This window comes from Achromobacter sp. HNDS-1, assembly GCF_040084795.1.
Lineage (GTDB): Bacteria > Pseudomonadota > Gammaproteobacteria > Burkholderiales > Burkholderiaceae_B > Achromobacter > Achromobacter ruhlandii.
In genome coordinates this window covers 1,770,077-1,791,784 of the sequence record NZ_CP157584.1, presented here as the reverse complement: position 1 = coordinate 1,791,784, position 21,708 = coordinate 1,770,077, and the positions used below count along the sequence as shown (strand labels likewise).

Sequence of the window (21,708 nt, the reverse complement as noted above, 5' to 3'; positions counted from 1 at the left end):
GCCGTCTCGCCAGGATCTGCCGCATGCCACGTGCCTGGAGCGCAAGTCGTGGGCGGAAGGATTGTTCCTGCTTCGAACAACAAGGAGTGCAACCAATGATCGACGAAATTGATATTCCTGCGCACACGGACGACATGCCTTCATTTCTTCTATGGGAAATGGACGAGTTCCTGGTCTTGATGTTGTGCTTCCTGGGCGGCTACATCGCTCGCGGCATGTGGCCGTTCGTTGGCGCCGCCATCGGACTTTGGTTCACAGCGCGGATGCGCCGCTGGAAGCAGAACGAGATGATGGGAGCTATCCCACACATCGTATTTGCAGCAGGTTGGGCGGGTATCAACAAGCTGTATCGGAACGCGAAGCATGGGGTGCTGTGGTCATGAAGCTCAACTTTCTGACGAAGTCCTGGCGAAGCGCCGAGCGAAGCGTCCAGTTTTTGCTCGTGATTCTTCTGATTGAGAGCGTGGTCACCTTGGGAGCGCTGTACGGCTGGCTGAAGAAGGACGTCGTGACTCGCCTGGTGCCGCCTCGCATGACAGTAGAGGCAGAGATCAGTGCGGATAGTGCGTCCAAGGACTACCTGATCAGCGTTGCATTAACTGCGGCGACCCTTACGGGGAACGTGAGCCCCAAGAACGTGACGTTTGTGGCAGACGCGATGGGGCTCATCACGTCGCCGGCGATTTATCCGGAAGTCAGGCGCCGACTCTTCGCGCTTGCGATGGATCCTGTGTTCAAGGACCGCGGAGGCAGCGTGACGTTCACTGCGACCGGAATGGACTACGAGGCGCGCACCAAGACGGTATTCATCAAGGGCGAGCTCCAGTCTACGACTACGGCCGGCCCGATCGGGAAAGGAACTCCGTACGTTTACGAAATCCAAGTCGCCATCGAGAACGGCTGGCCGCAGATCTCCAAGTTCGATCACTACCCAGGCAAGCAAGAGAAAAGCCAGCATTGGCAATCAAGAAACCGTCGCGCGTTGGAGCGCGAGGCGGCTGAGCACGCGGCGGATCAACGTGCGGAAGACGCCGCAAAGGATCCTTGGTTCGACGACGCTGTTCGCTTCGGCGCGGCCGGCGGCAGCGTCGAAACCAGAGATCTGATGAGCGACGAGCGGCGTCAGAACAATGAGCAAGGAGAGAGTAAGTGAAGCGAGTCGTTTATAGCCTACTTCTGGCGTCATGCGCCGCGTCGAACGCCTTCGCGGTGGACCAGTACAAGTTGCCCCCCCCAGGACAGACTCCCGTGCAACGCCAGGCTATGCCTGGTGTCGGCACCATGCCTGGCGAAGCCGTCCAGCGGAGCAACGTGGTCCCTGTGACGGGGGAGGAGACCGTGCCTGTCGACATCTCGGCCACGTACATGAACCGCATCGCGACGCCTTTTGCGCGAGCGAAGGTAATCGACGCTACGAGCGGCGAAGACAAAAAGCCTCAACTTGGGGAGATGGTTATCACGGCCAACGGCTCGTCTGTGTACGTGCACGCCAATGGCGCGACTGATGCGCAGGCGATTTACATCACGGGCGACCAGCCGGGGGATCCCGTCATCTCGCTTCTCCTCATTCCGAAATCGATACCCAACCAGGTGATTCCTCTTCAGTTGAACGGCGGGTCTAACGCTGGTGGTTCATCGACGTCCGGATTCGATGCGCGTGCAAAGTCTGATGTGTACACCGATCAACTTGTCTACGCGTTGCGGACCCTTGCGTCGGGAGGGCGATTGCAGGGCTACGCTGAGGGATACATGCCTTCTGCGGTTGCAGCTATCGGTGAGGTGAGCATCCGGCCCCTGTCGCGGCATTCTGGGGCGCACTACGACATATACCGGTACCGGGTATCTGGACCGGCTGATCGGACGGTGGAGTTGCAAGAGCCCTCCTTCTGGGCGGAAGGTGTTCGCGGGGTTGCATTCTTCCCAACCTCCGTCGTGGGAGGTGGAGCGGAGACCGATCTCTTCGTGGTCGCGGACAAGTCCGCCACGGGGCAGGGAGGAGCGCAATGAGCGAGAAGAAAGGTCTGAAGGACTGGTGGAACGAGCAAGGCTCGGGTGTTCGTCTGGGGATCGTCGGCGTCAGCTTCATCGTCGTCGTGGTGCTGCTCTTCATTCTTCTGAAGCCCGCGCCCAAGAAGCGCGTCCCGAAGAATCCCGAGCCCCCGGTGTCGGCAAACATGCTGCTGCCAAAGCCGAAGGATCGCACGGTCGAGATGCTCGCTGGCGACCTCACGGCGCAATCAAAGCAGTTGAAGGATCTTGGAGACCAGATCAAGCAGGAGCGAGAGGCCCGGAAGCAAATCCTCGGTCGTTTGGAGGACGCGATTGACAAGATCAAATCGGCGCCAGGCGCGGACGGCGTGTCCAAGGACATTCTTTCTGAGGTCCAGAAGCTGAGCACACGCCTAGACTCGCTGGAAGGGAAGAGGGAGTTGGGTGCGGGATATCAGCTTCCGAATGCCCCGGCCTCTTCTTTGCCTTCCGGAGCTCCGATGGCCGCACCCACGGCCAGTCCGGAGGTGAAGGCCATTCGCATCCGGGTTACCGAGAACGCCACGCCAAAGCCCGAAGAGCCACGGACAGATTCCGAGGCTCCTGGTGAATACGTCCCGATGACCACGGTGTTTGAAGGGCACCTCATCACGGGTATGGACGCTCCGACGGACCAGTCCGCCAAGGCAAAAGTGAACGCGGTACCCGGAATCCTCCGCGTTAAGGGCATTTCGTCAATGCCCAATGGACATACGTCGCAGTCGCTGAATGATTGCCGCGTGCTGGTCGCAGGCTACGGGGGACTTTCCGATGAGCGTGCCCAGCTGCGCACCGAGAGTATCGCTTGCATCATTCCCAATGACGATCCGACCAAAGAGCCTCGCGTCGTAGAGGCTCCGCTGGATGGGTTTGTGCTAGGGGAAGACGGGCGCGTGGGTGTGCGGGGACGGCTCGTTTCCAAGCAGGGGCAGCTGATCGCAAAGACGTTGATGGCCGGCGTGCTGTCCGGATTCGGCGACGCGTTAAAGCCGACCCGCGTACAGGGCTTGGATCTCAACCCTTCGGGAAGCGTCCAGACTCAGTCCGTCGACGCCAGCACGATCGGAAAGACCGGGCTTGCAACAGGCCTCTCCGACGCCGCCAAGAGCGTGAGCGAGTACTACCTGAAGTTGGCTGACCAAATGATGCCGGTGCTCGAAGTTGACGCCGGCAGGAAGGTGACCGTGGCACTTAAGAAAGGATTTGTACTGAAATGAAGAAGCTCCTATTGGTGTGTTCGTTAACCGTGGCCCTCAGCGGTTGCGCGTCGATCTTGGATCCCGCGGGCGGCCGCTCTTCGTTCACGTGCATGGATCCGAACAATCCGGATTCGCTGCAAGACGGAATTACGTGCAAAACGCCGATGGCCGTCATCAAGTCGACCGATCAACCGATGCCTCTGAGGGAGAGCGATTTGCCCTTCGGGGTGACCATGAAGGACGTTGAATCCGGGGCGGTCGCGGGCAATGTGCAGATCGGAAGCTTTCCGGCTGGCAAGAGCGATCGGCAGCGGACGCAAGGAGCTACGGTTGCAGGCTCCTATGACCTTGTCACGGCCGTCGGTGCCGGGGCTGGCCCGGGCGCTGGAAGCGACATCTACGGTAAGCCCGTTCGCGAGCCCGCCGTGGTGATGCGCATTTGGGTGGCACCGTGGATCGACGCACGTGACGACCTGCATTACCCCTCGTACGTCTTCACCGAAGTCCAGCCCCGCCGCTGGGCTATGGGGGCGGCTGGTTTCGTTAATCGAGGAATTCTGGCGCCGGCGAAGATGGTGCGGCCGGCGGGTGCGAAGGCTGTCGGTTCGCCGCGTGTGCCGCGCTCCGGCGGATCTCAGGAACCCGCCGACTCCTCTGCAACAAGCACCAGGGAAAACAGCATTAAGGACATGGGAGGAATGCCACAAATCACCAACCCGTAGCGAACGAAAATCTCACCAACCAAGGATAGAAACTAAAGGAATAAAACATGGAAATCTCCCTCAAGCCGATGGCTTCCGGTTCCAGCGAGAGTGCGATTCAGAACCCTCCGAAATGGCTGCTCATGGTCGCCGCCTTCATCATTATCGCCATTGTGTCGCTGGCATCAGCACATGCTGGTGGCGGCGGCGACGCGTTGACCGAATTCAACGACTTCCTGGAAGACGAGTACAACGGCTCGCTTGGCCTGGCCATTGGCCTCGTATCGGTCCTGTTCGGGCTTGTGGCCACGGCGGTCATGATGACTTTCAAGCCCGCCGCGATCGGCGTGGGCGTGGCGTTCCTTATCGGTCCGTTCGTCGATGCTGTCGTGAAGGCGCGTGCGTCCGGGTTGCCCGAGGTCGTCGCGCACGTCGTAACTACCGGGATTCCCGGCCTCACCCTCTAGGGGTGCCTGCGCAGAGGCGAACTGACCCCTCTATCTGCTCTACCAAGTAGCAAATGCAGGAAGGCAGCGACGTCCGGCTCGATGCCCGGACCCGCTGCCTTAGTTTTGCTGTGCACCCTTCGCTGAGCTTGGCATGCCCGCTAGTCGGCAGCCTCGCGATCGCAATCATCCCCACCCCGGACGCCAGATAATGAGCAAGCTCAAGAAAAACCATCCCGCCGAGAACATCACGGTCACTGCGTGGGATGACTCCTCCAATATCCTCTACTTCGAATCCAAACGGTTGAAGGAGCGTTTCATTGGCGCGGTGGGTGTCACCTCGCCGGTGGTGGGAACCGACAACCAGTTCGTTGAGCGCCTTTCAGTATCCTTGTCTGCGAACCTTCCCGCGGGGTCCATCATTCATTGGGGTATCCTCGCCGATCCCGACATCGATGCCATTGTGGAGGGCTACCTCTCAGGAAAGGCCGGTGCTGGCGGCATATTGGCCTCGATGGCTCGCGAGCATGCCGAATACATCGCGTCAGGGACCACGCAGCCGCTCATTCCGACGAATGGAGTTCGGGTCCACAAAAAACGGCTTTTTGTGGGAATTAAAGTGCCAGTGACCGCGGCTGACGTCGCGGCCGACGATCTCGCACCCGCGACCGAGCACGTCACAGGGCTGTTTGACCGCCTGAAGACCGCAGGCTTTCATTTTCGTCTGCTCGACGAGGCGGGGTATCGGCGAATCGTTAAGAAGGTCCACAACCCCTGGGCTTCAGACGATGATTGTGTCGCCCCGTTGGACGAAGAACGTCCACTCAACGAGCAGATTCTTCCCAACTCGTTCTCGGTCGACTATTCCCAAGATCACGCGTCGATATCGTTCAATGACGGGCAGCATTTCGCCAAGGTGCTCAGCGTGAACAACTTCCCCCAGCGTGCGCACTCATGGATCATGAATGAGGTGATAGGCGACGCCAAGGGGCTCACCAATCAGATCCAGGAGCCCTTCTACCTGTCCTTCGTCATGCTTTACCCCGATCAGCAGGCGCTTAAGCGTAAGGTCGGCTTGATGTCGACGGTGATCAACAACCAGGCGTACGGGCCGACGATCAAGCTCTGGCCCGTTATTGGCTATAAGAAAAAGCGTATCGACACGCTCGTCCACGCGTTGAACGGCCGCGGTGAAATTGGCGTGCAAGTGTCCATGGCGCTTGTCATCTATTCGAAGAGCAAGGACCGACTTCGCTCGTACAGCGAAAGCTTGTGCACTTACTACCGTGCAATCGGCGGTAAAGGAAAGAAGTTCGATATCCGAGAGGACAAGCGAATCCTGCGCACCGTATTCGAGCAGGCCCTCCCATTGAATGGGAGTGAAGGCGGGTTGCACCGTTCCTTCCGCCTGCGCTCCATGTCTGTTCCGCAAGCCGTGCGATTTTTGCCGATCTATGGCGACGGAACGGGGAGTCGGACCTCGTCAGGAACCCTAGTTCTAACACGACGTGGCGAAGCCGCGATGATAGACCCGCTGGCTACACCCGGTAATGCAAACGGCCTCGTGTATGCCGAATCTGGCAGTGGGAAGTCCTTTTGGGTGCAGGCGGTCGTCTCCGACATGCTGGCCTCAGGGGTGAAGGTGTGGATTATCGATGACGGCCGATCCTACGAGAAGCTTGGTCGGTCGCTGGGCCCCGATAAATGCCAGGTCATCACCTTCTCCAAGGAAAGCTTTCTGTCGCTGAATCCTTTCACATCAATTCCAATGGGGGGGCTTCAAGAAGAGATGTCGCTGCTCTCGACGATCTTCACGAAGATGGCCGCGCCAAATGATGGGCTGGACGACGTGAAGCGTCCGATTCTGGAACGCGCGATTACGGCTGCGTACATGAACAACACGAACGAGGCTATTCCCGAGGATGTCGCCAATTTTCTGTTGACGCAGCCTGACGAGTTGTCGCGGACGATTGGTAAGCAGCTATACCCGTTTGCCTCGGGCCAGTTTGCCCATTGGTTCAACAAGCCCTTCAACATCAACATGGACGCCCAACTCATCATTCTGGAGATGGGTGACCTGAAGCTTCTTCCTCATCTGCGGGACGTGGTTGTGCTTCAGATGTTTGCCGCGATCGCGCGCAGCCGACAGAAGTTGAAAACCCAGGGCATTCGAAATCTCTTGCTGGTGGAAGAGGCGAAACAATGGCTGCTGAATCCGATCATGGCGGAGGGCATTGACGAGTCCTACGCCCGCGCGCGTAAAGACCTTGGCGCAATCGCTTGCGTGACCCAGGGTCTGCTGGATATCGGCAAATCTCCCCGCGGAGACTCGATCCTCCAGAACACGGCGTGGCATGCGATTCTCAAGCAGAAGCCGGATCAGGTGCAGAAGGCACTTAATCAAGACCACTTTTCAATCGACGCCTATGGCGCGGAGCAGATCAACTCGATTCACAAAGTGGACAACGTCTACTCCGAGTTCATGTTCAAAGTCGACTCCGCATACGAGATCTACCGACTCGTGCGAAGCCGCTATTCGAATGTGATGTTCTCCACCAGCGGAAGGGAACGGACGGAGATCCTTCGCATGATCGATCAGGGTGTTTCGGCTGACGCTGCTATCCGCAGATTCCTCGACGAAGAGGCGCGCGGTGTGGTTTCCCGTCACGAACCCACTCTCACTATGGGCTGAGCCAAGACAACTCTTCTTTTGCAAGGTGATCGGAATGAATTTGTTCTCGTTTTTGTACGTGGCCGCCGGCGCGGCGTTGCTGTGTTTATTGGGATTGTGGCTGGTGCGGCCTAAGGCCATAAAGCCGGAATTTGCGATCGCGGTGTTCGTCGCGGTGGTAATTGCGTCAACTCTTGCGGCATGGAACCTTGACTCGGACGGCCCGCTGAGTGCTGAGTCGGATTCCCCGCAAAGGACACGATCGACCGCTACGTCTCAAGAAATGGGCGGTGGCACGCCCGTCGTAGTGCTCGATGCGGCAGGGTTAGCTGAGCGATTCTATGAGAGGGCGTCGCTTGCCGGGGAGGTGAACTCTCCGGTCGATGTCGCTCAAGATTTCGCGGCGCAATTAGCTCGCGTCCTGCGCGACTATGAAGGTGCAGGAATTCTTGTGCTGAACAAAAATGCTGCACTCGCTGTCCCGCCCCTGGGGGATGTCACCACAGTCGTGGCCGAACGCCTGGGCTTGGGGGCAGAGAAGTAGATGACTTACCTGCAAAGCTCCTGGCGAAGAATCGCGGCCAACTGCCGCCAGCTGAGCAAGAACCGGACGGCAATATTGTTAACGCTGGTGGGCGCCGTGCTGGCGCTCTCGGCCCGTCCGGTAATCACCGACGCATTGCGCCAGAAGATGCACTTTGCTCTGGACGTGCAGGTGGAGGAGAACCGCTGCCTACCTCACACCTTCTACTTTGTAAGGCTTGGGCGTCCCGAAGGCGGGCTTACTCGCGGCATGTACGTCGAGTACATCGCCAATGGTGGACTGATGGGCCATGCCTTGGATGGACAGCGGATCATTAAGATCGTGGCCGCGCTGCCAGGTGATAGGGTTCGCGTGGACGATTCGGGCATCTCCATCAACGGGAAATTCTGGGGCCCGCTAGGCCTGTCCAGTCGGGTCGACGTAAGTGGGTTACGCATGCAGGGAGATGCAACGGTTCCAGGGGGCAAGGTGCTGCTGCTCGGCACCATGCCCGGATCCTACGATGGCCGGTACTGGGGATTCCTCGACCAAGACCAAATTATTGGACAGGCATGGCCCCTTTTTTAAATCAAAAAAGTATGATTTAAATAAATCATTTGTGGGACACCGTTAGATGTGTGCAAATCCGATTCTCAAGATATTTGCCGGGCTGTGGTTGTGCGCTGCGATCTTGCCGACCGCGGCGGCTGCACAAAATACAAGCTTTTATGACCGCAAGGGCGAAGGTTGGTTTTGGTACCAAGATCCGGAGTTGGAGCCCGAACCTGTAGACGAGAACCAGGTAAAGCAGCAGGCAACCACGCCACCAGCCGATCCCAAATCGCCCAAGGCTGTTGAGCCTCCATCCTACAGGCGGCAGGAGGTGGAGCCTTTTTCCGTAGAGTGGTTACAGAAGCAGATGCCGGTGCTTCTAGGTCGAGCAATTGACGACCCAACAAAGGAAAACGTGGAGGCATATCTATACGCTCAACGGGTGGCGATGGACAAAGCGCAACGGTATGCAAACCAGGTTCAGATGGTTGTGGCAAACGATCCGTATCTAGACGAAAACAATCGCGTTCCACTGTCCAGCTTTGCGAAGAAAGATTTCCTGCGATATCGAGGGGAAGGCCAAACCGAGGCGATGGAGCATCTCAGCAAGATCGGTGGCCTCTGGGTGTTCTTCGACTCGACGTGCGCCTTTTGTCCGCCGCAGGTCTCGGCTGTGAGGGATCTTGCCCGCGAATTCGGTTTCCTAACCAAATTCATTTCGATGAACGGCGAGGCGGTCCCCGGGCTTGGACAGGATGAGTTTGTCCCGAATGGTGGCCAGGCGCAGCGGCTAGGTCTGCGGCTCACTCCCACTACGGTGTTCGTGGTCCCACCGGACAACTACTACATCCTGTCGCAAGGGATGATGTCTCAGGATCAGCTTCGTGACCGTCTCATCGTCGCTGCCGACTACAACGGGCTGCTACCAGAAGAAATCCTGAAGAAGCTACGCGTGTTCGATCGCGGTGTGCTCAGTACCGAGGACATGAAGGCGGGAGCGGGCGACGACCCAGGTGAGTGGGTGCGCTATTTGAAAGAGCGGCTGTCGGGCCAGTACTAAAAGGAAAACACTATGAGGTTGAGACTTCACATGCGAAGGTCCGTCGTTCTTACGGCACTAGCCGTCGCTTTAAGCTTGTCACCGGAGCTAAAGGCGGCCTCGCTGAGCTCTGAGCTGGATGGCATGTTTGCGAATGCGACCGCACCTGGGTCGTTTAACAGCCAGCTACGCAATGGCTTTGTCGGTGGGGGAATCGGTGTGCGAACTCCGGTTCGTCCGATAAACCTTATCGCGTTTGACCCGCCGAGGCTCGCTGCTGGATGTGGTGGCATAGATCTCTATGGTGGCTCGTTCTCGTTCATCAATAGCGAACAGCTGCAAGCCCTTCTTCGGCAAATCGCGGCGAACGCAATCGGCGTGGCATTCAAGGCGGCGATCGACTATATCAACCCTGCGCTCGGCAAGATCATGGGCGACTTTCAGTCGATATTGCAAAGCTTGATGCAGAACCTTCGCAATACCTGCGCTCTTGCCCACACCGTCGTGAACTGGGGAAAGCAGGCGTTGTTTGCTTCAGAGGAGTCGCTCTCCGCGGAAAACTCGGAAGGAAGCGGAGGCTTTGTCGACCGGGTGGCGAGCATCACCGATTCGGTCAAAGGCTTTTTCAGCAGCGCGAATCGCCAGTCGAAGGAGGCCGCGGACAAGAACGCCATTACGGAGACCGGAAATCTCGTGTGGAAAGCGCTGGGTAACTCTGGCGCGGCAGACGAGTTCGGCAATCTGTTGACGGGCGAGTCCACGCGAAAGGCGTCGAAGGAATTCGTCATGTCGCTTTCCGGTACTGTCGTTGTCGGCGCAGACTCCTCTGACAGCGATAGCGCAAAATCCATTGGCCAGGTTCGGGCGGGCACCGTCGACCTTTACAACATCCGTGATGGAGCCAAGGAGGGCCAAGCGAGCCGGCTGGAAATGCTGCGTTGTCCAGCTAGTGGATACAACGACAGCACGGCTGACCGGGTTCCAGATGGGCCGTGCACCACGGTGACGCTTGAAGCGGTTCCATCGTCTTTCACGGGAGTGAAAGAACACGTCGCGAAGCTGCTGTACGGTTCAACGCTTGGCGCGAAGGACCAGGTGTATGCGGATTCCATTATCGCGAAGATCAACAGTTGCGAAAGCACGCGGAACGAGTGCGGATTCACGGCGCAGCAGCGAGCTCTACTGAACGCGGTATCGGCGCCTCTCCTAGGCCTTCTGGTCGCAACCCAACAGAACACGGCATCAATGACTCAAGTCGCAAAGCAACTTGAGCCATTGATCGTGAACGAAATAACGATTTCGTATGGGGACGCTGCGTTGCGCGCCATCCGCCAAGCATTCTCGGGTAAGGACCAAACGACAATGCCGCCAGTGATCGAGGCTCGCGAACGGTTACTGAGCGACCAAGTCCGTCAGATGCGCGAGGAAAATGCTATCCAGTGGGACCGAGTGATGAAGGCGAAGGAGTACTCGGACATCTTGGTCAAGTTCAATCCGGCCATTTTCAGGAACTATCGATGATCCCGCGGAATTCCCTCGATATCGCCGTGAACGCGCCGGCGACAAGCGATTGGCTGATTCGGGTGCTGACAGTCGTACTCCCGCCAGTGCCCGGCGTCATTGCTGTCGCGACGTGCATCTTTTGCTGCGTAATGTTCGCTCTTTCCGGAGGAAAGGTAGGCGTATTGCCGTGGGCGGGCTTCGCTGGCTTTATCGCACTGGCCGTCTGGCTCATTGTGTACACGTCGCTTTCAACTGTGCTCGTCGCGTCGCTCTTGTTCCGGCGGCTGAGGTTTGGGGCATCAGTGAAGCGCGCCGTTTCGAAGAACGACGTCCAAGCGGATTGAGAACTATGGCGACCTTTACTACCTACCTGACCGGCCCGCTCGATATGTTCTATGCCACGCTCAATGGCGTGGCCATGGCGTTCAACGATACAGGCCTCATTACCGGCGCAGCGGTGCTTGGCGGGTTGCTCGCGATCGCCTCTGGTGCCTGGTTCCACATGAACCAGTACATGCCAAGCACTGTCAATCGAGGGCACAGCATCTTCGAGAGCGCTGTGATCATCGTGTTGGCGCTAACCGCTGCCGGATTGCCGATCCGCAACCAGCTGGTAAATGTGTATGACGGCAGTATTCGTGCGGTTGATAACGTGCCCGCGGTGCTTGGCATTCCGGCGGCACTCTACAGTCAGCTTAGCTACGGCGTCCTGGAGACCGTGGATACCTCGTTCTCGACGGTGAGCGGTAGCTACATGACTGTCGCGCAGAATGGCTTCGTTACCCCGCTTGCGCTGCTCTTCACCATGCGTGGCGGTTTGGAGAAGGCCGACCCGGCGATGGTCGCGACCTGGAAGAATTTCGTGCTTTATTGTTCGCCAAACTCTGCCGTCAACAGCACAGAGACGGAGCAGGTTCCCGACTATTTCAACTATCTCTTGGACAACTCCAAACGTGGTGGCGTGCTGATCGGATACATCAACTACGACGGCACTGGAAATATCGAAGCTGGCGTTGCAATGTCGTGCATTGAGGCGGCAGAAGCACTGCGATCGCGCGTCGATTTGCTTTTCGCCAATGCCAATCTATCCACGTCTCCTCTGAACACCCTCATTAATCAGAACATGAAGACTGCCAAGGTCGGTTTGGGAGCGGGCGGGCAATCTTCGTATACGGTTGCGGACGTGGAGAACAGCTACAACGCCCTGATGCAGCTTGGGGCAGGATGGGGCCAATCGGCGCAACAGTTTATGCTGAACGCGCTGCTTCGCAATGCAACCGCAGACACATATCGATGCCGCCTTGCTGCCACAAGCCCATCTGCATTCAATGAGTGCACCATGATGCAAAGCGACGCCATGGAGAAGTACAAGGTGGACGCGACGGCGGCTGGTAGCGGCTTTCAGAAGACGATGTTCACCGGCATGACGTATATGCAGATGCTGTACTACGCGTTCGGTGTCATTGTTTTCCTGTACGGCTTGATTGCGGGCGCCCGTTGTTTTGGAGCAATGGCGAAGTTCATGCAGTTCGGTGCATGGGTCTTCAGCTGGCTACCGTTCGCGGCCGTGATTAATGGGTTCATCCAGCTCACCGTGGTCGAGAAGATGGGCCAGTACGCGCTCAACGCGTTAACGTTGCAGAATTTCGATGCGGTGATGTACGACACGTTGAGCACCAACCTTGCATATGCCTCCGATCTAATGGCGGCTGTTCCGTTGCTGACGATGGCGATCATCTATGGCTCCCCGTATGCAATGGCCGGTATGGCCCAACGCATGTCCGGGCGGGACTACGTGTCCGAGGATAAGGTTGCGCCCGACTCCGTTAAGAACTCCGCTCCCATTCAAGTGACGCCGGCGTACACACAGAATATGCACGCCGGCGGCGCTTCGTCCTATGCGGCGGACCGACAGATTCAGGTCGGTAACGACCTTTCGGCCATGCAGCAGAGTACGTGGCAGCAGACTCAGCAGGCGCAAGCGTCAGTTGCTGATGCGATGGCCCAGGTCCACTCGACTGCTTTCGGGCTCAAGTCAGGCAGCAGTACATCGACTGCTGTACGGGACACAGTTGCCACGGGTGAGGAAAGCGCACAGATGGCCGCTCAGCAGACGTTCAAGCAGCGACTCATCGAGAGCGGGATGACGGAGCAGAAGGCAGATGCGATCTTCCGTGAGCAAAGCAAGAGCATTGGAACCAGCGTGGACGGAAAGCTGGGATTCAGCGCTCCGATGGTTGGCGGTGTGAGCGCAGGTCGATCGGTCAGCTGGACCGATTCGGATGGGAAGCGGCACACCGAGACTATCACGCAGCAAGAGTCGGAGAAAATAAACCGCGCGGCCATGGCCGCAAATTCATCCGCCACGACGATACGAATGGGAGCATTGTCGGACGCGGCTCATCAAGTGCAAAGAAGCGACGGCTGGGAATCAAGCGATGTGAGGTCGGCCACCGGATCGGTGACTGAGACCGTGTCACGCGCGCGCTCTGAAATGGAGACTTATGCGCGCACGGAGTCCGCTGGCAGTCGAATCGGTGCGGGCTTCACGTTGAGCCTCAGCCAGAACGGGCATTTGCTGGAGAGGAACGATTCGTATGCCCCGGTCAAGTCAACTATCGATGACCTGCATAACAAGCTGGTTGAGGCTCGTCCAGAGCTTCAGTCGGTGACCAACACCACCTATAGGCAACTCACCGACCAGGCTGGTTCCAATCGTGCCGGCTCCGAGGAATGGGCAAAGCTGGAGACGCTGCGGCAGTATGACCAGGGCGGGTACGTCCGCGCGGTCGACGTGATTGCAGGTGCGACTGGGATCGGCGCTGGTTTCGATGCCGGTGCGTTGCGAGGCGTCTCAGGTGACGTGCAGGCGCTCGCCCCGCCTGACGTAACCGGCCGCGTTGGGCCTGGCGGCGACGCCAGCTACCGGAGCGCCGGAGTGCCTGACACGATGACCGGGGACCAGTTGCGACAACAGCTGCAAAGTTCGAATCAAGGATCGACTATCGTGAGACGCGGTGAGACGCTGGAGGAAGCTAACCACGCTCGGTATGAAGGCCAGAACGCGGCGCCCGGGTCTCGTGCAGCGGATGTTGACCTGACGGGGCGGGTCATTGAAACTCTTTCGGGGGTTCCTGCTTCCGATCCAGTCGCACGAGCTCAAGCATACCTTTCGGGCCGGGCATTCGCTGATGCGCCGCCAGTGGACGGCCAGCTTCGTGGGGACGCCACGCCTATCGCGGGTGATCGTCAGAATGGTCCGTCCAGCGCCAGTCCCGTTCAGATGCCGGTAGCGGTGCCGGTGGCCGATGGGCAGCTTCGTGGGGACGCTGCGCCTATCGCGGGTGATCGTCAGAATGGTCCGTCCAGCGCCAGTCCCGTACAGACGCCGGCAGCGGTGCCGGTGGCCGATGGGCAGCTTCGTGGGGACGCTGCGCCCATCGCGGGTGATCGTCAGAATGGTCCGTCCAGCGCCAGTCCCGCACAGACGCCGGCAGCGGTGCCGGTGGCCGATGGGCAGCTTCGTGGGGACGCTGCGCCTATCGCGGGTGATCGTCCGACTGCTCCAGCCAGCGCCACTCCAATTCAGACGACGACAATGGGACCATCGTCGGCCTCCGAAGGGGGGGGAGGCCAAGTGCCCATGGCACGTAATCTCACTGCCGGAACAGAAATCGGTGGTGGGCTGGGCGCTGGCGCGGCCGCTGCGGCGCCTCGATCGTTCGAAAGAAGCGAGGTTGTCTGGTCCTCTGATCCGCAGGATGCCGAAGGTAGCTCGCCCAGTAGACAGGATGCGCCTGGAGGCCGGCTGTTTGACGGTCAGCAAGGTCGTAATATTCGACCCAAACGCGACTGACCCACCGCGGTAAGCATGCCCCGCAAACTGCGGGGCTTTTTTTTGCCTCCGTTGCGTTCACTTCGAGAGCGTGGGTAAAAAAAAACCGACATCCAGGGGATGTCGGTATGTGCTGCTTATTGCCTCATGCGTTTAGCAAGATCCTCTTGAAATGCCTTTCGGCTGTCTTGCGCGTCGCTTCGAAACTGACCAGTCTTGGCTGCGATATCTTTGTCGCGGCCAAGCGCGGTGGTGACGAGAATGACAAGAAAAACTGCGACAAGCACGAGTCCTACTACCATGCCAAACTTCTTTTGCAAGGTATCGACCTTCGTGTTCGCGGTCTCTGCATGTAACCGCTGTGCATCAGCGTGCAGCCTTTGGGTCTCCGCGGCGATGCGTGGAACTTCTGCTACAAGACGAGATGCGTCTGCGCGGTGCTTCTGGCCTTCCTCGACCAGTTTGTTCGCCTCGGCGGTGTACTTCTTAGCAAGGGACGACCTGGCTTCGTCGACGAGGTCTTCTCGGGCGCGGGCCCGAGCGAGTGCGCTCTCGTCATCCTCCGGTTCTTTTGACGCCCGCGTTGATGCACGCGCCTTGCCGCCAAACGCAGACTCCGCGCCCACTTCAGTCACTGAACCGTGATGGAATCCCTCGGCTTCGGACGAAGCGAAGGATCCGTCCAAGGCAAACTCCCGCTGGGGGTCGATCTCTCGCTCTATGCTCACGTCCTTTGTCGCGCTCATTGGGCTCTCCTGTATTGTCGAATGTTACATCGGCGATATCCTAGTGGTCCTATGTGATCGGCATCTGAAGGTGGCAGCGGGGTTACAGTTGTTGGTGTGCCCAGCGGCCAGCAAGGTCTACAATCGGTGAAAATTCTGTTAGGAGGCCCATGTGGCTACCGTGCTGAAATACGTCGTGCGGAACGGTGCGACGTTGGAGGGTGTCGCGCGCGAGGTGCACCGATTGGTGGCTGACCTTGAAAGCCGGCACGCGACTGTATCAGTCGTCCCCCTTCCGAACAGTGACCTGGGAACTGGCGAAGTAGGCTACCTCATCATTGGAGCAGGGGATGCCGCAGCTCGTGCGCCTGAGTCTGATCGAGCGGAGGGGCTTCTTCCTCCTGACTTGCGTCACATGACGGGCGACAAGCTCGTTGACGACCTTATCGCTGCCGATATTTTCAGGTAAGTTTGCTCGTAGTTCCTTTGTGGTCCGGTACGGACAAAAAAAATGCCTACTGACAAGTGTCAGTAGGCATTTGCCATTTAGGCGAGCTGATATACGCCGAGGGAGACGCGGACGAAAAACCGTTCGTCCTGGAGAACTTGGCGCACCTTCGCCTTCCAGTGGACATTCTGGCGGGACATCGCATAGGGCTCCATGGCCGCGTAGATCTGATCCAGTGGGACGGGCGAGCGACCGTGGAGCGCGCGCCGGACCGCGGATCGCCACGTCGCAGCAACGATGTTGTCGACCCGTCGTTGAATACGGACGAGCATACTGAACGCACGGCCGCCGGCTTTCCTAAACACCAACAGTTTTTCGTGGCTGATCCGCACGAAGGAATTCGCGTAGTGTTTTCGGTCGCTGCTGCATTGGTGCTGGAGCTTAATGATCTCGTCCACTAGCCGGCCTGGTGCGATGCGTTCAACGAGCGAGGATAGGTTGTAGTAGCGTCCCTCTCGCCGTAGATTTCCCATCAGCACGCCGTAGTGTCCATTTGGAGCGCATGCGTCGTGGATGTTCATCAACGATACCGCCAGGGCTTCGGTGAAATCCGGCAAAGTCATTCGGCTCATATCGCTAGGGTGTGGCACATTCCCCCACTGCGAGCCGCTGTAGTGGATCATGTCCCAGTACGGAGGATGCCACCACACTGCTGCCGCATCTTCGCCCAGAAAGGCGCGGAAGTCGTCCCGGAGCAGATCAAAGCCTTGATGCAGGTCGGTGCCCTTAAAGCGCACGCGCAACTCGGCAGCCACGTGCGCGCTCGTGCCGCTGCCGATGCTCGGATCGGCAAACAGTCCGTCCAGCCTTGGAAGGTAAGTTTCAACGAAATCCTTGATGACGTGTCCTGAGCAGTTTCCGCGATAACGGCTATTGCCGTAGCTTCCTCTGTCCGGATAAGAGCAAACGGACGTTTTGAACATGAGTGATACCTCGACAAAATGGGTTGGGTTGGAATCCGATCCCAGCCAAGTCGAAGACATCTCGCGGTGGAGCGTCTGAGTTCCCTAGAGCGCCGCTCTCGGGGCGCCAAGCGCAGTGGCCCGAGAGCGGGAGTTTCGGGCGTAATCATGGCGTCGTTAACCCCGGGGGGGACCCCGTCCCGCCGGTGAAGCAGGAGGGGGGGACACCCCTTTGGCGGTGTTGACCGTCGGGTTCTGCTGAGGCCGAGTCATGAGGTGACGATCACATTGGCCAATGGTCATTAGTCATACTGCAATGGGAATTTCCTGCGGCAAATTCGCGGCCGGAATTTCGGGTCCGGGGGTTCCCAACACCCCGGTGAGGATGGCTAAATATTGCTTGGGAAAGGTCCTAGTACGGGAACGAGGGGGTCACAGTTTGCTTAACCTAGTAGGGACCCGAGGGTCCGTCAGATGAATACGTACCGAACAGCCGCCGACAACGCTGCGCAGCGGGTCGAAGACATGAGACAAGTGATCGTCCGCATAGATGATGCCCTGCGCAGGCTGGACCAACTGCTGGACGCCTTGCAGCCGGCGTTGCCCGGGAAGCTTCGCGTCGAATGGCGACTCGTGGGTGTCAGGGGGGAGGGCGAGGATAGAAGGACGTTGACGCCCCAGGTTGTTAAATGGCTGCGCAAGAACAACGAGAGCGTTTGGTGGTCGGTCGCGTTGCGGAAAGGGACTGCTTCCCGAAGCCGGCGCCGGTCCAAGGACTTCGAGGCCAATTCAGAAGCGGTGTCCAAGGTATGTCAGGAGGTCGATCGATTACTCGACAAGCGCGCGAGGATCGGAACATTGCTGCAACGTTTCTCCTCTGGGGTTGGCGGGTTGTTGCCAGCCACATTGCATTGGCTCGACGAAATGGAGTCCATGCTGGATAAGATCCAGCGTCCCGCAGCAAATCCCCAGTCAAAGGGCTAGGCCTGAGGTGATGCCAGCGGCGCATCAGTAGCTGGCCGGGCTTGCCCTCGTCGTGCTGGTCAACGGCGCCTGAGTTCTCTCCAGCTTTCACCACTTCAAATCCCCTAGCAAATTCCCTGGCAAATGCCCGCCTCTGCGAGGCGGTCAAAGGGCCTTGGCTCTTATGGGCGATTCTTCAGTGGTCTCTGCCGCGGAGAGCATGCGCACGTACGGATGCCTGGCTACGCTGACTCCCAACTACGCGACGTCCATACACACAGCGCAGGCATTCTCTACCCATATGCTGATCGCTAGAGCTACCCATACCCCCACACAAAGGCACCACTCAGCGGCGCAGCGCTTTGATGGGGGTAGGCAGGTGCAGGCGGACACCGCTGCTTGGCCACAGCCTACTGTCACGGCTCTACTGGCCTAGCCAAGGGCCTTGGCTTCCCCTTCAGCTTGGCGGCCCTATACGTTATGCTGTGCCAGCAGTCATCTGGCTATCCACCATTGATCACTGTCGTCTGTTAACGGCTTTCAGGCGGCTATGCGTCACAGTGGCATCCCAGGGCATGCGTCCCGCTGCACGTGGGATACGCTGTTGCTGGATTGGATCGTGCCTCGGCAGTGGCGATACCTTCCGCCCCTTGCTCCTCTCCCGTCTTCCCTAGAAGTTCCCATTTTGGATTGCACATTCCAAAAGCTGGTTCTTGTCTGCTCGTCTTGGCCTCATAGGGATAATAGGTTATACCTACCCCGGGCCAACCTACCTCATTGTGCAAATGCGCTTCTTGGCGTCCTGTAGTCAGGTTTCCCTTGCCCGGCAAGGGGAAAAGATTTCTCTCGGCCCTGGACCTGCTTTTTTTGCCCGGTGCTCCCTGTTTTGCACTTGCGCGGGTTGGCGACAATTGTTTGTGCATCGAAATCGATTTAAGGCGTCGTCGGGGAAGGGGGTATGCAACCCCTTGGGCGTGCGCGGAACGCCCCACCAAGCTTGCGATATCCGCTTTGGCGGGCGTTTGAGCGGAGGGGGCTCGGGGTTTGGCGGTCCACCAGCATCACGGGCAGGTCGACGGCGCGAAGCGGCGTTGACACTGGCGTAGCCAGTCAAGATATGGGATTGGGATTGGTAATGGGATTGGGAGCTTTGCCTCGGGTTCGAGCTCGGATTTCAGCAAAAACCCGGATTGAACCTGCCGCTATCCCAGGACAAACCGGCTGGGTTTTTGCTGGGTTTTTGATCGGGTATTTGAAGCGGGAAGAGGCATGGATGAGGGCGCTTGATTGGCCTCTGGCGCATTCGTGAAAGCCGCTGGGATAGTTTTCGAAACCCACTGGGTTTTTTACGCAAGGCTGGAGGAGGTAGTGATTGGAATGCGGGAAGCCGGTGTTCCTGCGGGTTTGGAGTAGGTATCCAGACGGATACCCGGGTGAAACCCAAACAAAACCCACCGGGTTTTTTACGAGGGGGCGCGCGTAGCGCCTGAAGGATCGGACGTGGGCGAGGCGGCCCATTTGGACATCAAAACAACCCAGCAATAACCCGCCGGGTTTACAGGAGGCAATGTTGATTTGGTTGGAACTCAGCGCAGCTGCGCTTGCCCTTGTGGCTATTTGCGCCGGGGGCGCGTACTTCTGGAAGGATCGCACCCGGAAAGCGCCTCAGCGGGTCGAAAAGCGAACTGCGCCGCGAGCGCAACCTTTGGCGGGGAGTTTGGGAGGGGAGCGGGGCGCACAGTCGCCTACGCCGATCGTCGCTCCTGTGGTGCCTCCTCCTCCTCCTCCGCCACCCCCGAGCTTGTTGGCAGCCGAAAGGCAGCGCGAAATACGGGCTGAACTCAGTCACCGACTCGAACGAGCAGGCCGAGCCCTCCCCTCGGATGAGCAATGGAAGATGATCCTTACGCCATCGACATGCGTGCGCGTGGCGGCCGGGGCTGGCTCTGGGAAGTCGACGACGCTTGCGCTACGCGTCATCGTGCTTCGCTATTACCTGGGGGCGGCCTGGGACGAGATCACGGTCGTCACGTTCACGAACAAGTCGCGAGACGATTTCATCAAAAAGCTGCTTTCTAATGCCCAGCTTTTCGAGCCAACCATCAGCAAGCGGCTGATCGAAGCGAGGGTACGCACCTTTCACTCGCTCGCGTTCCGCCAGGCGCGGGCGGCAGGCCTGAACGTCAACACCGCGGACCGGATTCCGAAAAAATCCCCCGTCAAAGACCCGCACATGCTGGACGACGCCGGCGAACCGGGGGCGCCAACTGATGATGAAGAGGACTCGCCAGATACGCCGTTCGCACCAATTGCCAAGCTCGATGAACTGCCGGTTTTGCCCGAGATTTTGCGTGAGGTGGGCGGCAAGTTGCTGGGTGCCGACCCGGCCTTCAAACAGGCGGTCATCGGGCTTGAAAGGGCCTTTCTGTTCGCACAGCCCAGAGCCGGGGAGGCTGAAAAGCGGGTGCCGCGTGTCAAGCTCAACCAAGCGCGCGATGAGGCCCGGACGCAAGAAATTTACGAACTATGGTGCGAGAAATACCGCTCCGAGCTCGATGCAAGCGGAATTGCGTTCAAGGTCGAACCGTTTTACTTGGGTAGAAACCCAGCATATGCCCGAGCAAATCCGGCCGTAGGCCCCTGGTACTCCAACGCGACGGTGCCCAGCCTGGCGGCCCCAGGCCAGCCGGCCCCGCGCGTAATTCTCGGGATACCACGAGAAGTGGCTGAGCTTAAGCCGCCCCGACGATTCTCAACCGGGGGCGACACGATGGCCATGGCCGTGACTTCCGCTTTTAAGGTTGGATATCTGCAAGATATCCCGGCGACGATGCCCATAATCTGGATCTCAGAGCCCGCTCAGCTGGCGCACCTTGCCGAGCAAGTCCGATACGCCTTAGGAGCGTTCCACGGCTTCCCACAGTTTCAGGTGCAGCTTGAAGGGGAGTTCCACCCTCGCTGGGTGTTGGAGGCATTCTGGGCAGAGGCTCAGTTCATTCAATGCCTCGGGCTCGATGTCGCAAAGACCTGCGTCAAAATTGCGCCCGCGCTCAAAGGCGTGGACAGGCTGTTCGTGGACGGGCTGGCCCGTTTCTGGCCCGCGTTTACGGAGGAAGTTCATGCGAACGGCATGACGACGACGGGCGAGGTGTTTGCGCAGCTTGGGGGCGCCGCAGGCATGGCGCGGCTGCCAGCGGACGCCTTGCGTAACTCCCGTCATCTTTTGATCGACGAGTTTCAGGACATCTCCTTGAATTTCGTGAAGTGGATCCGCGCTCTCCGCGATCGACAGCTGGCGGCCGACCGGAGTTCGAATCCGAAGCTGCCCAGCTCGTTTATGGTCGTGGGCGATGACTACCAATCGATTTATGGCTGGCGTGGAGCGTCGCCCAACTTCTTCATCGACTTCGCAAAGTACTTCTCGCCAGGGTTCGAGCCGAGCCAGCTTGTCTTGTTGGCGAACTATCGTTCATCCTCTGAAATCGTTCAGACTGCCGAGATGATGCTTGAGCGCGTTGCTTACAAACTTCGCAAGCCGCCGGCGGTCGCCAAAGGCCCGGCCAAAGACTTTGGCATGCCCGTGAGCATGACAAAGGTCGACGACGCCGCGGATTATCGCGCTCTCGCTGGGCTGGGTGCGGACGGTATGGTGATGGCGAGAACGAATACAGTCCTCGATGAAGTCAAGCCCCGCACCCCACGTTGCCAGTACCTCACCATTCATGGCGCCAAGGGCCTGGAGGCCGAGCATGCCGCGATACTGGGCGACGTTTCCGCTCCTGCTCCGCATCCCATTCGCACCCAGTTGTACAAGCTGGCGGGATTGGGTGACTACGATCAATCGCAGCGAGACGAAGCGCGCAGGCTGGTCTACGTTGCGATCACGCGTGCCATGCACACGGTGAACTGGGCGGTCGCTAATCCGCGCCAGGGCAGCCTGTTTGAGGAGCTCGACGGGCTCCTTCAAGCCCGTTCCAAAGCCCCGATCAAATCCTCTGCTTCAAACCCCGGGCAAACGCTCGATCAAGCGAGTGCTAGCCTGGCGCAGGCTCGCGCCCATCTCGAACGAGCGGGCGTCAATACTGGAAATGGAGGGCATTGATGAGCGCGACG

At 58.7% G+C, this 21,708-nt stretch carries 16 protein-coding genes; 14 read left to right on the top strand and 2 right to left on the bottom strand.

Features of this window, described 5'->3' with window-relative positions; genetic code table 11:
- The first annotated feature begins 95 nt into the window (after window positions 1-95).
- From traL to ABFG95_RS08165, 12 genes are all read left to right on the top strand, one after another.
- The gene (traL, locus tag ABFG95_RS08220) at window positions 96-383 is read left to right on the top strand and encodes a type IV conjugative transfer system protein TraL (RefSeq protein ID WP_054470926.1); all 288 of its coding nucleotides are present in this window, start codon (window positions 96-98) and stop codon (window positions 381-383) included.
- On the top strand, window positions 380-1,153 hold the full coding sequence (locus ABFG95_RS08215; RefSeq protein WP_054470927.1) for a TraE/TraK family type IV conjugative transfer system protein: 774 nt from the start codon (window positions 380-382) through the stop codon (window positions 1,151-1,153). The genes traL and ABFG95_RS08215 overlap by 4 nt, the downstream gene beginning before the upstream one ends.
- On the top strand, window positions 1,150-2,007 hold the full coding sequence (locus ABFG95_RS08210) for a type-F conjugative transfer system secretin TraK (protein ID WP_054470928.1): 858 nt from the start codon (window positions 1,150-1,152) through the stop codon (window positions 2,005-2,007). Before ABFG95_RS08215 ends, ABFG95_RS08210 begins: the two co-directional genes overlap by 4 nt.
- Window positions 2,004-3,245: a TraB/VirB10 family protein gene (locus tag ABFG95_RS08205; protein WP_279968335.1), complete on the top strand. Its 1,242-nt coding sequence runs from the start codon at window positions 2,004-2,006 to the stop codon at window positions 3,243-3,245. Before ABFG95_RS08210 ends, ABFG95_RS08205 begins: the two co-directional genes overlap by 4 nt.
- On the top strand, window positions 3,242-3,949 hold the full coding sequence (locus tag ABFG95_RS08200) for a TraV family lipoprotein (RefSeq protein ID WP_279996644.1): 708 nt from the start codon (window positions 3,242-3,244) through the stop codon (window positions 3,947-3,949). Before ABFG95_RS08205 ends, ABFG95_RS08200 begins: the two co-directional genes overlap by 4 nt.
- A gap of 47 nt (window positions 3,950-3,996) precedes the next feature.
- A complete protein-coding gene (locus ABFG95_RS08195; protein WP_054470931.1) occupies window positions 3,997-4,395 on the top strand; it encodes a hypothetical protein in 399 nt (132 codons plus the stop codon).
- Window positions 4,396-4,585: 190 nt separating this feature from the next.
- Window positions 4,586-7,066 carry a TraC family protein gene (locus ABFG95_RS08190; protein WP_279996643.1) on the top strand — a complete coding sequence of 827 codons (2,481 nt, stop codon included), beginning with the start codon at window positions 4,586-4,588 and terminating at the stop codon, window positions 7,064-7,066.
- 34 nt (window positions 7,067-7,100) lie between these two features.
- The gene (locus tag ABFG95_RS08185; RefSeq protein ID WP_279968336.1) at window positions 7,101-7,589 is read left to right on the top strand and encodes a hypothetical protein; all 489 of its coding nucleotides are present in this window, start codon (window positions 7,101-7,103) and stop codon (window positions 7,587-7,589) included.
- On the top strand, window positions 7,590-8,156 hold the full coding sequence (locus ABFG95_RS08180) for a S26 family signal peptidase (RefSeq protein WP_348995745.1): 567 nt from the start codon (window positions 7,590-7,592) through the stop codon (window positions 8,154-8,156).
- Window positions 8,157-8,202: 46 nt separating this feature from the next.
- A complete protein-coding gene (gene traF, locus ABFG95_RS08175) occupies window positions 8,203-9,180 on the top strand; it encodes a conjugal transfer protein TraF (protein WP_076515809.1) in 978 nt (325 codons plus the stop codon).
- A 30-nt stretch (window positions 9,181-9,210) separates the two neighbouring features.
- Window positions 9,211-10,680 carry a conjugal transfer protein TraH gene (locus ABFG95_RS08170; protein ID WP_279968339.1) on the top strand — a complete coding sequence of 490 codons (1,470 nt, stop codon included), beginning with the start codon at window positions 9,211-9,213 and terminating at the stop codon, window positions 10,678-10,680.
- Window positions 10,681-11,011: 331 nt separating this feature from the next.
- The gene (locus ABFG95_RS08165) at window positions 11,012-14,518 is read left to right on the top strand and encodes a conjugal transfer protein TraG N-terminal domain-containing protein (RefSeq protein ID WP_348995744.1); all 3,507 of its coding nucleotides are present in this window, start codon (window positions 11,012-11,014) and stop codon (window positions 14,516-14,518) included.
- 116 nt (window positions 14,519-14,634) lie between these two features.
- Here the strand turns inward: ABFG95_RS08165 and ABFG95_RS08160 are convergent, their stop codons facing one another.
- The gene (locus tag ABFG95_RS08160) at window positions 14,635-15,243 is read right to left on the bottom strand and encodes a hypothetical protein (protein ID WP_054470939.1); all 609 of its coding nucleotides are present in this window, start codon (window positions 15,241-15,243) and stop codon (window positions 14,635-14,637) included.
- Between the two features lie 525 nt (window positions 15,244-15,768).
- The gene (locus ABFG95_RS08155) at window positions 15,769-16,653 is read right to left on the bottom strand and encodes a DNA adenine modification methylase (protein ID WP_348995743.1); all 885 of its coding nucleotides are present in this window, start codon (window positions 16,651-16,653) and stop codon (window positions 15,769-15,771) included.
- Window positions 16,654-17,106: 453 nt separating this feature from the next.
- Between ABFG95_RS08155 and ABFG95_RS08150 the strand changes: the two genes are divergently transcribed.
- Entirely contained in the window at window positions 17,107-17,616 is a 510-nt protein-coding gene (locus ABFG95_RS08150) for a hypothetical protein (RefSeq protein WP_279972458.1), read from the top strand.
- A 1,546-nt stretch (window positions 17,617-19,162) separates the two neighbouring features.
- On the top strand, window positions 19,163-21,697 hold the full coding sequence (locus ABFG95_RS08145) for a UvrD-helicase domain-containing protein (protein ID WP_348995742.1): 2,535 nt from the start codon (window positions 19,163-19,165) through the stop codon (window positions 21,695-21,697).
- Window positions 21,698-21,708 lie beyond the last annotated feature (11 nt).

Coding starts and splice junctions, on each gene's coding strand:
- ABFG95_RS08160 (WP_054470939.1), bottom strand. CDS start 15,243: ATGAGCGCGACAAAGGACGTGAGCATAGAGCGAGAGATCGACCCCCAG.
- ABFG95_RS08155 (WP_348995743.1), bottom strand. CDS start 16,653: ATGTTCAAAACGTCCGTTTGCTCTTATCCGGACAGAGGAAGCTACGGC.
- ABFG95_RS08190 (WP_279996643.1), top strand. CDS start 4,586: ATGAGCAAGCTCAAGAAAAACCATCCCGCCGAGAACATCACGGTCACT.
- ABFG95_RS08205 (WP_279968335.1), top strand. CDS start 2,004: ATGAGCGAGAAGAAAGGTCTGAAGGACTGGTGGAACGAGCAAGGCTCG.
- traF (WP_076515809.1), top strand. CDS start 8,203: ATGTGTGCAAATCCGATTCTCAAGATATTTGCCGGGCTGTGGTTGTGC.
- ABFG95_RS08200 (WP_279996644.1), top strand. CDS start 3,242: ATGAAGAAGCTCCTATTGGTGTGTTCGTTAACCGTGGCCCTCAGCGGT.
- ABFG95_RS08165 (WP_348995744.1), top strand. CDS start 11,012: ATGGCGACCTTTACTACCTACCTGACCGGCCCGCTCGATATGTTCTAT.
- ABFG95_RS08150 (WP_279972458.1), top strand. CDS start 17,107: ATGAATACGTACCGAACAGCCGCCGACAACGCTGCGCAGCGGGTCGAA.
- ABFG95_RS08180 (WP_348995745.1), top strand. CDS start 7,590: ATGACTTACCTGCAAAGCTCCTGGCGAAGAATCGCGGCCAACTGCCGC.
- ABFG95_RS08185 (WP_279968336.1), top strand. CDS start 7,101: ATGAATTTGTTCTCGTTTTTGTACGTGGCCGCCGGCGCGGCGTTGCTG.
- ABFG95_RS08145 (WP_348995742.1), top strand. CDS start 19,163: ATGTTGATTTGGTTGGAACTCAGCGCAGCTGCGCTTGCCCTTGTGGCT.
- ABFG95_RS08215 (WP_054470927.1), top strand. CDS start 380: ATGAAGCTCAACTTTCTGACGAAGTCCTGGCGAAGCGCCGAGCGAAGC.
- ABFG95_RS08195 (WP_054470931.1), top strand. CDS start 3,997: ATGGAAATCTCCCTCAAGCCGATGGCTTCCGGTTCCAGCGAGAGTGCG.
- traL (WP_054470926.1), top strand. CDS start 96: ATGATCGACGAAATTGATATTCCTGCGCACACGGACGACATGCCTTCA.
- ABFG95_RS08170 (WP_279968339.1), top strand. CDS start 9,211: ATGCGAAGGTCCGTCGTTCTTACGGCACTAGCCGTCGCTTTAAGCTTG.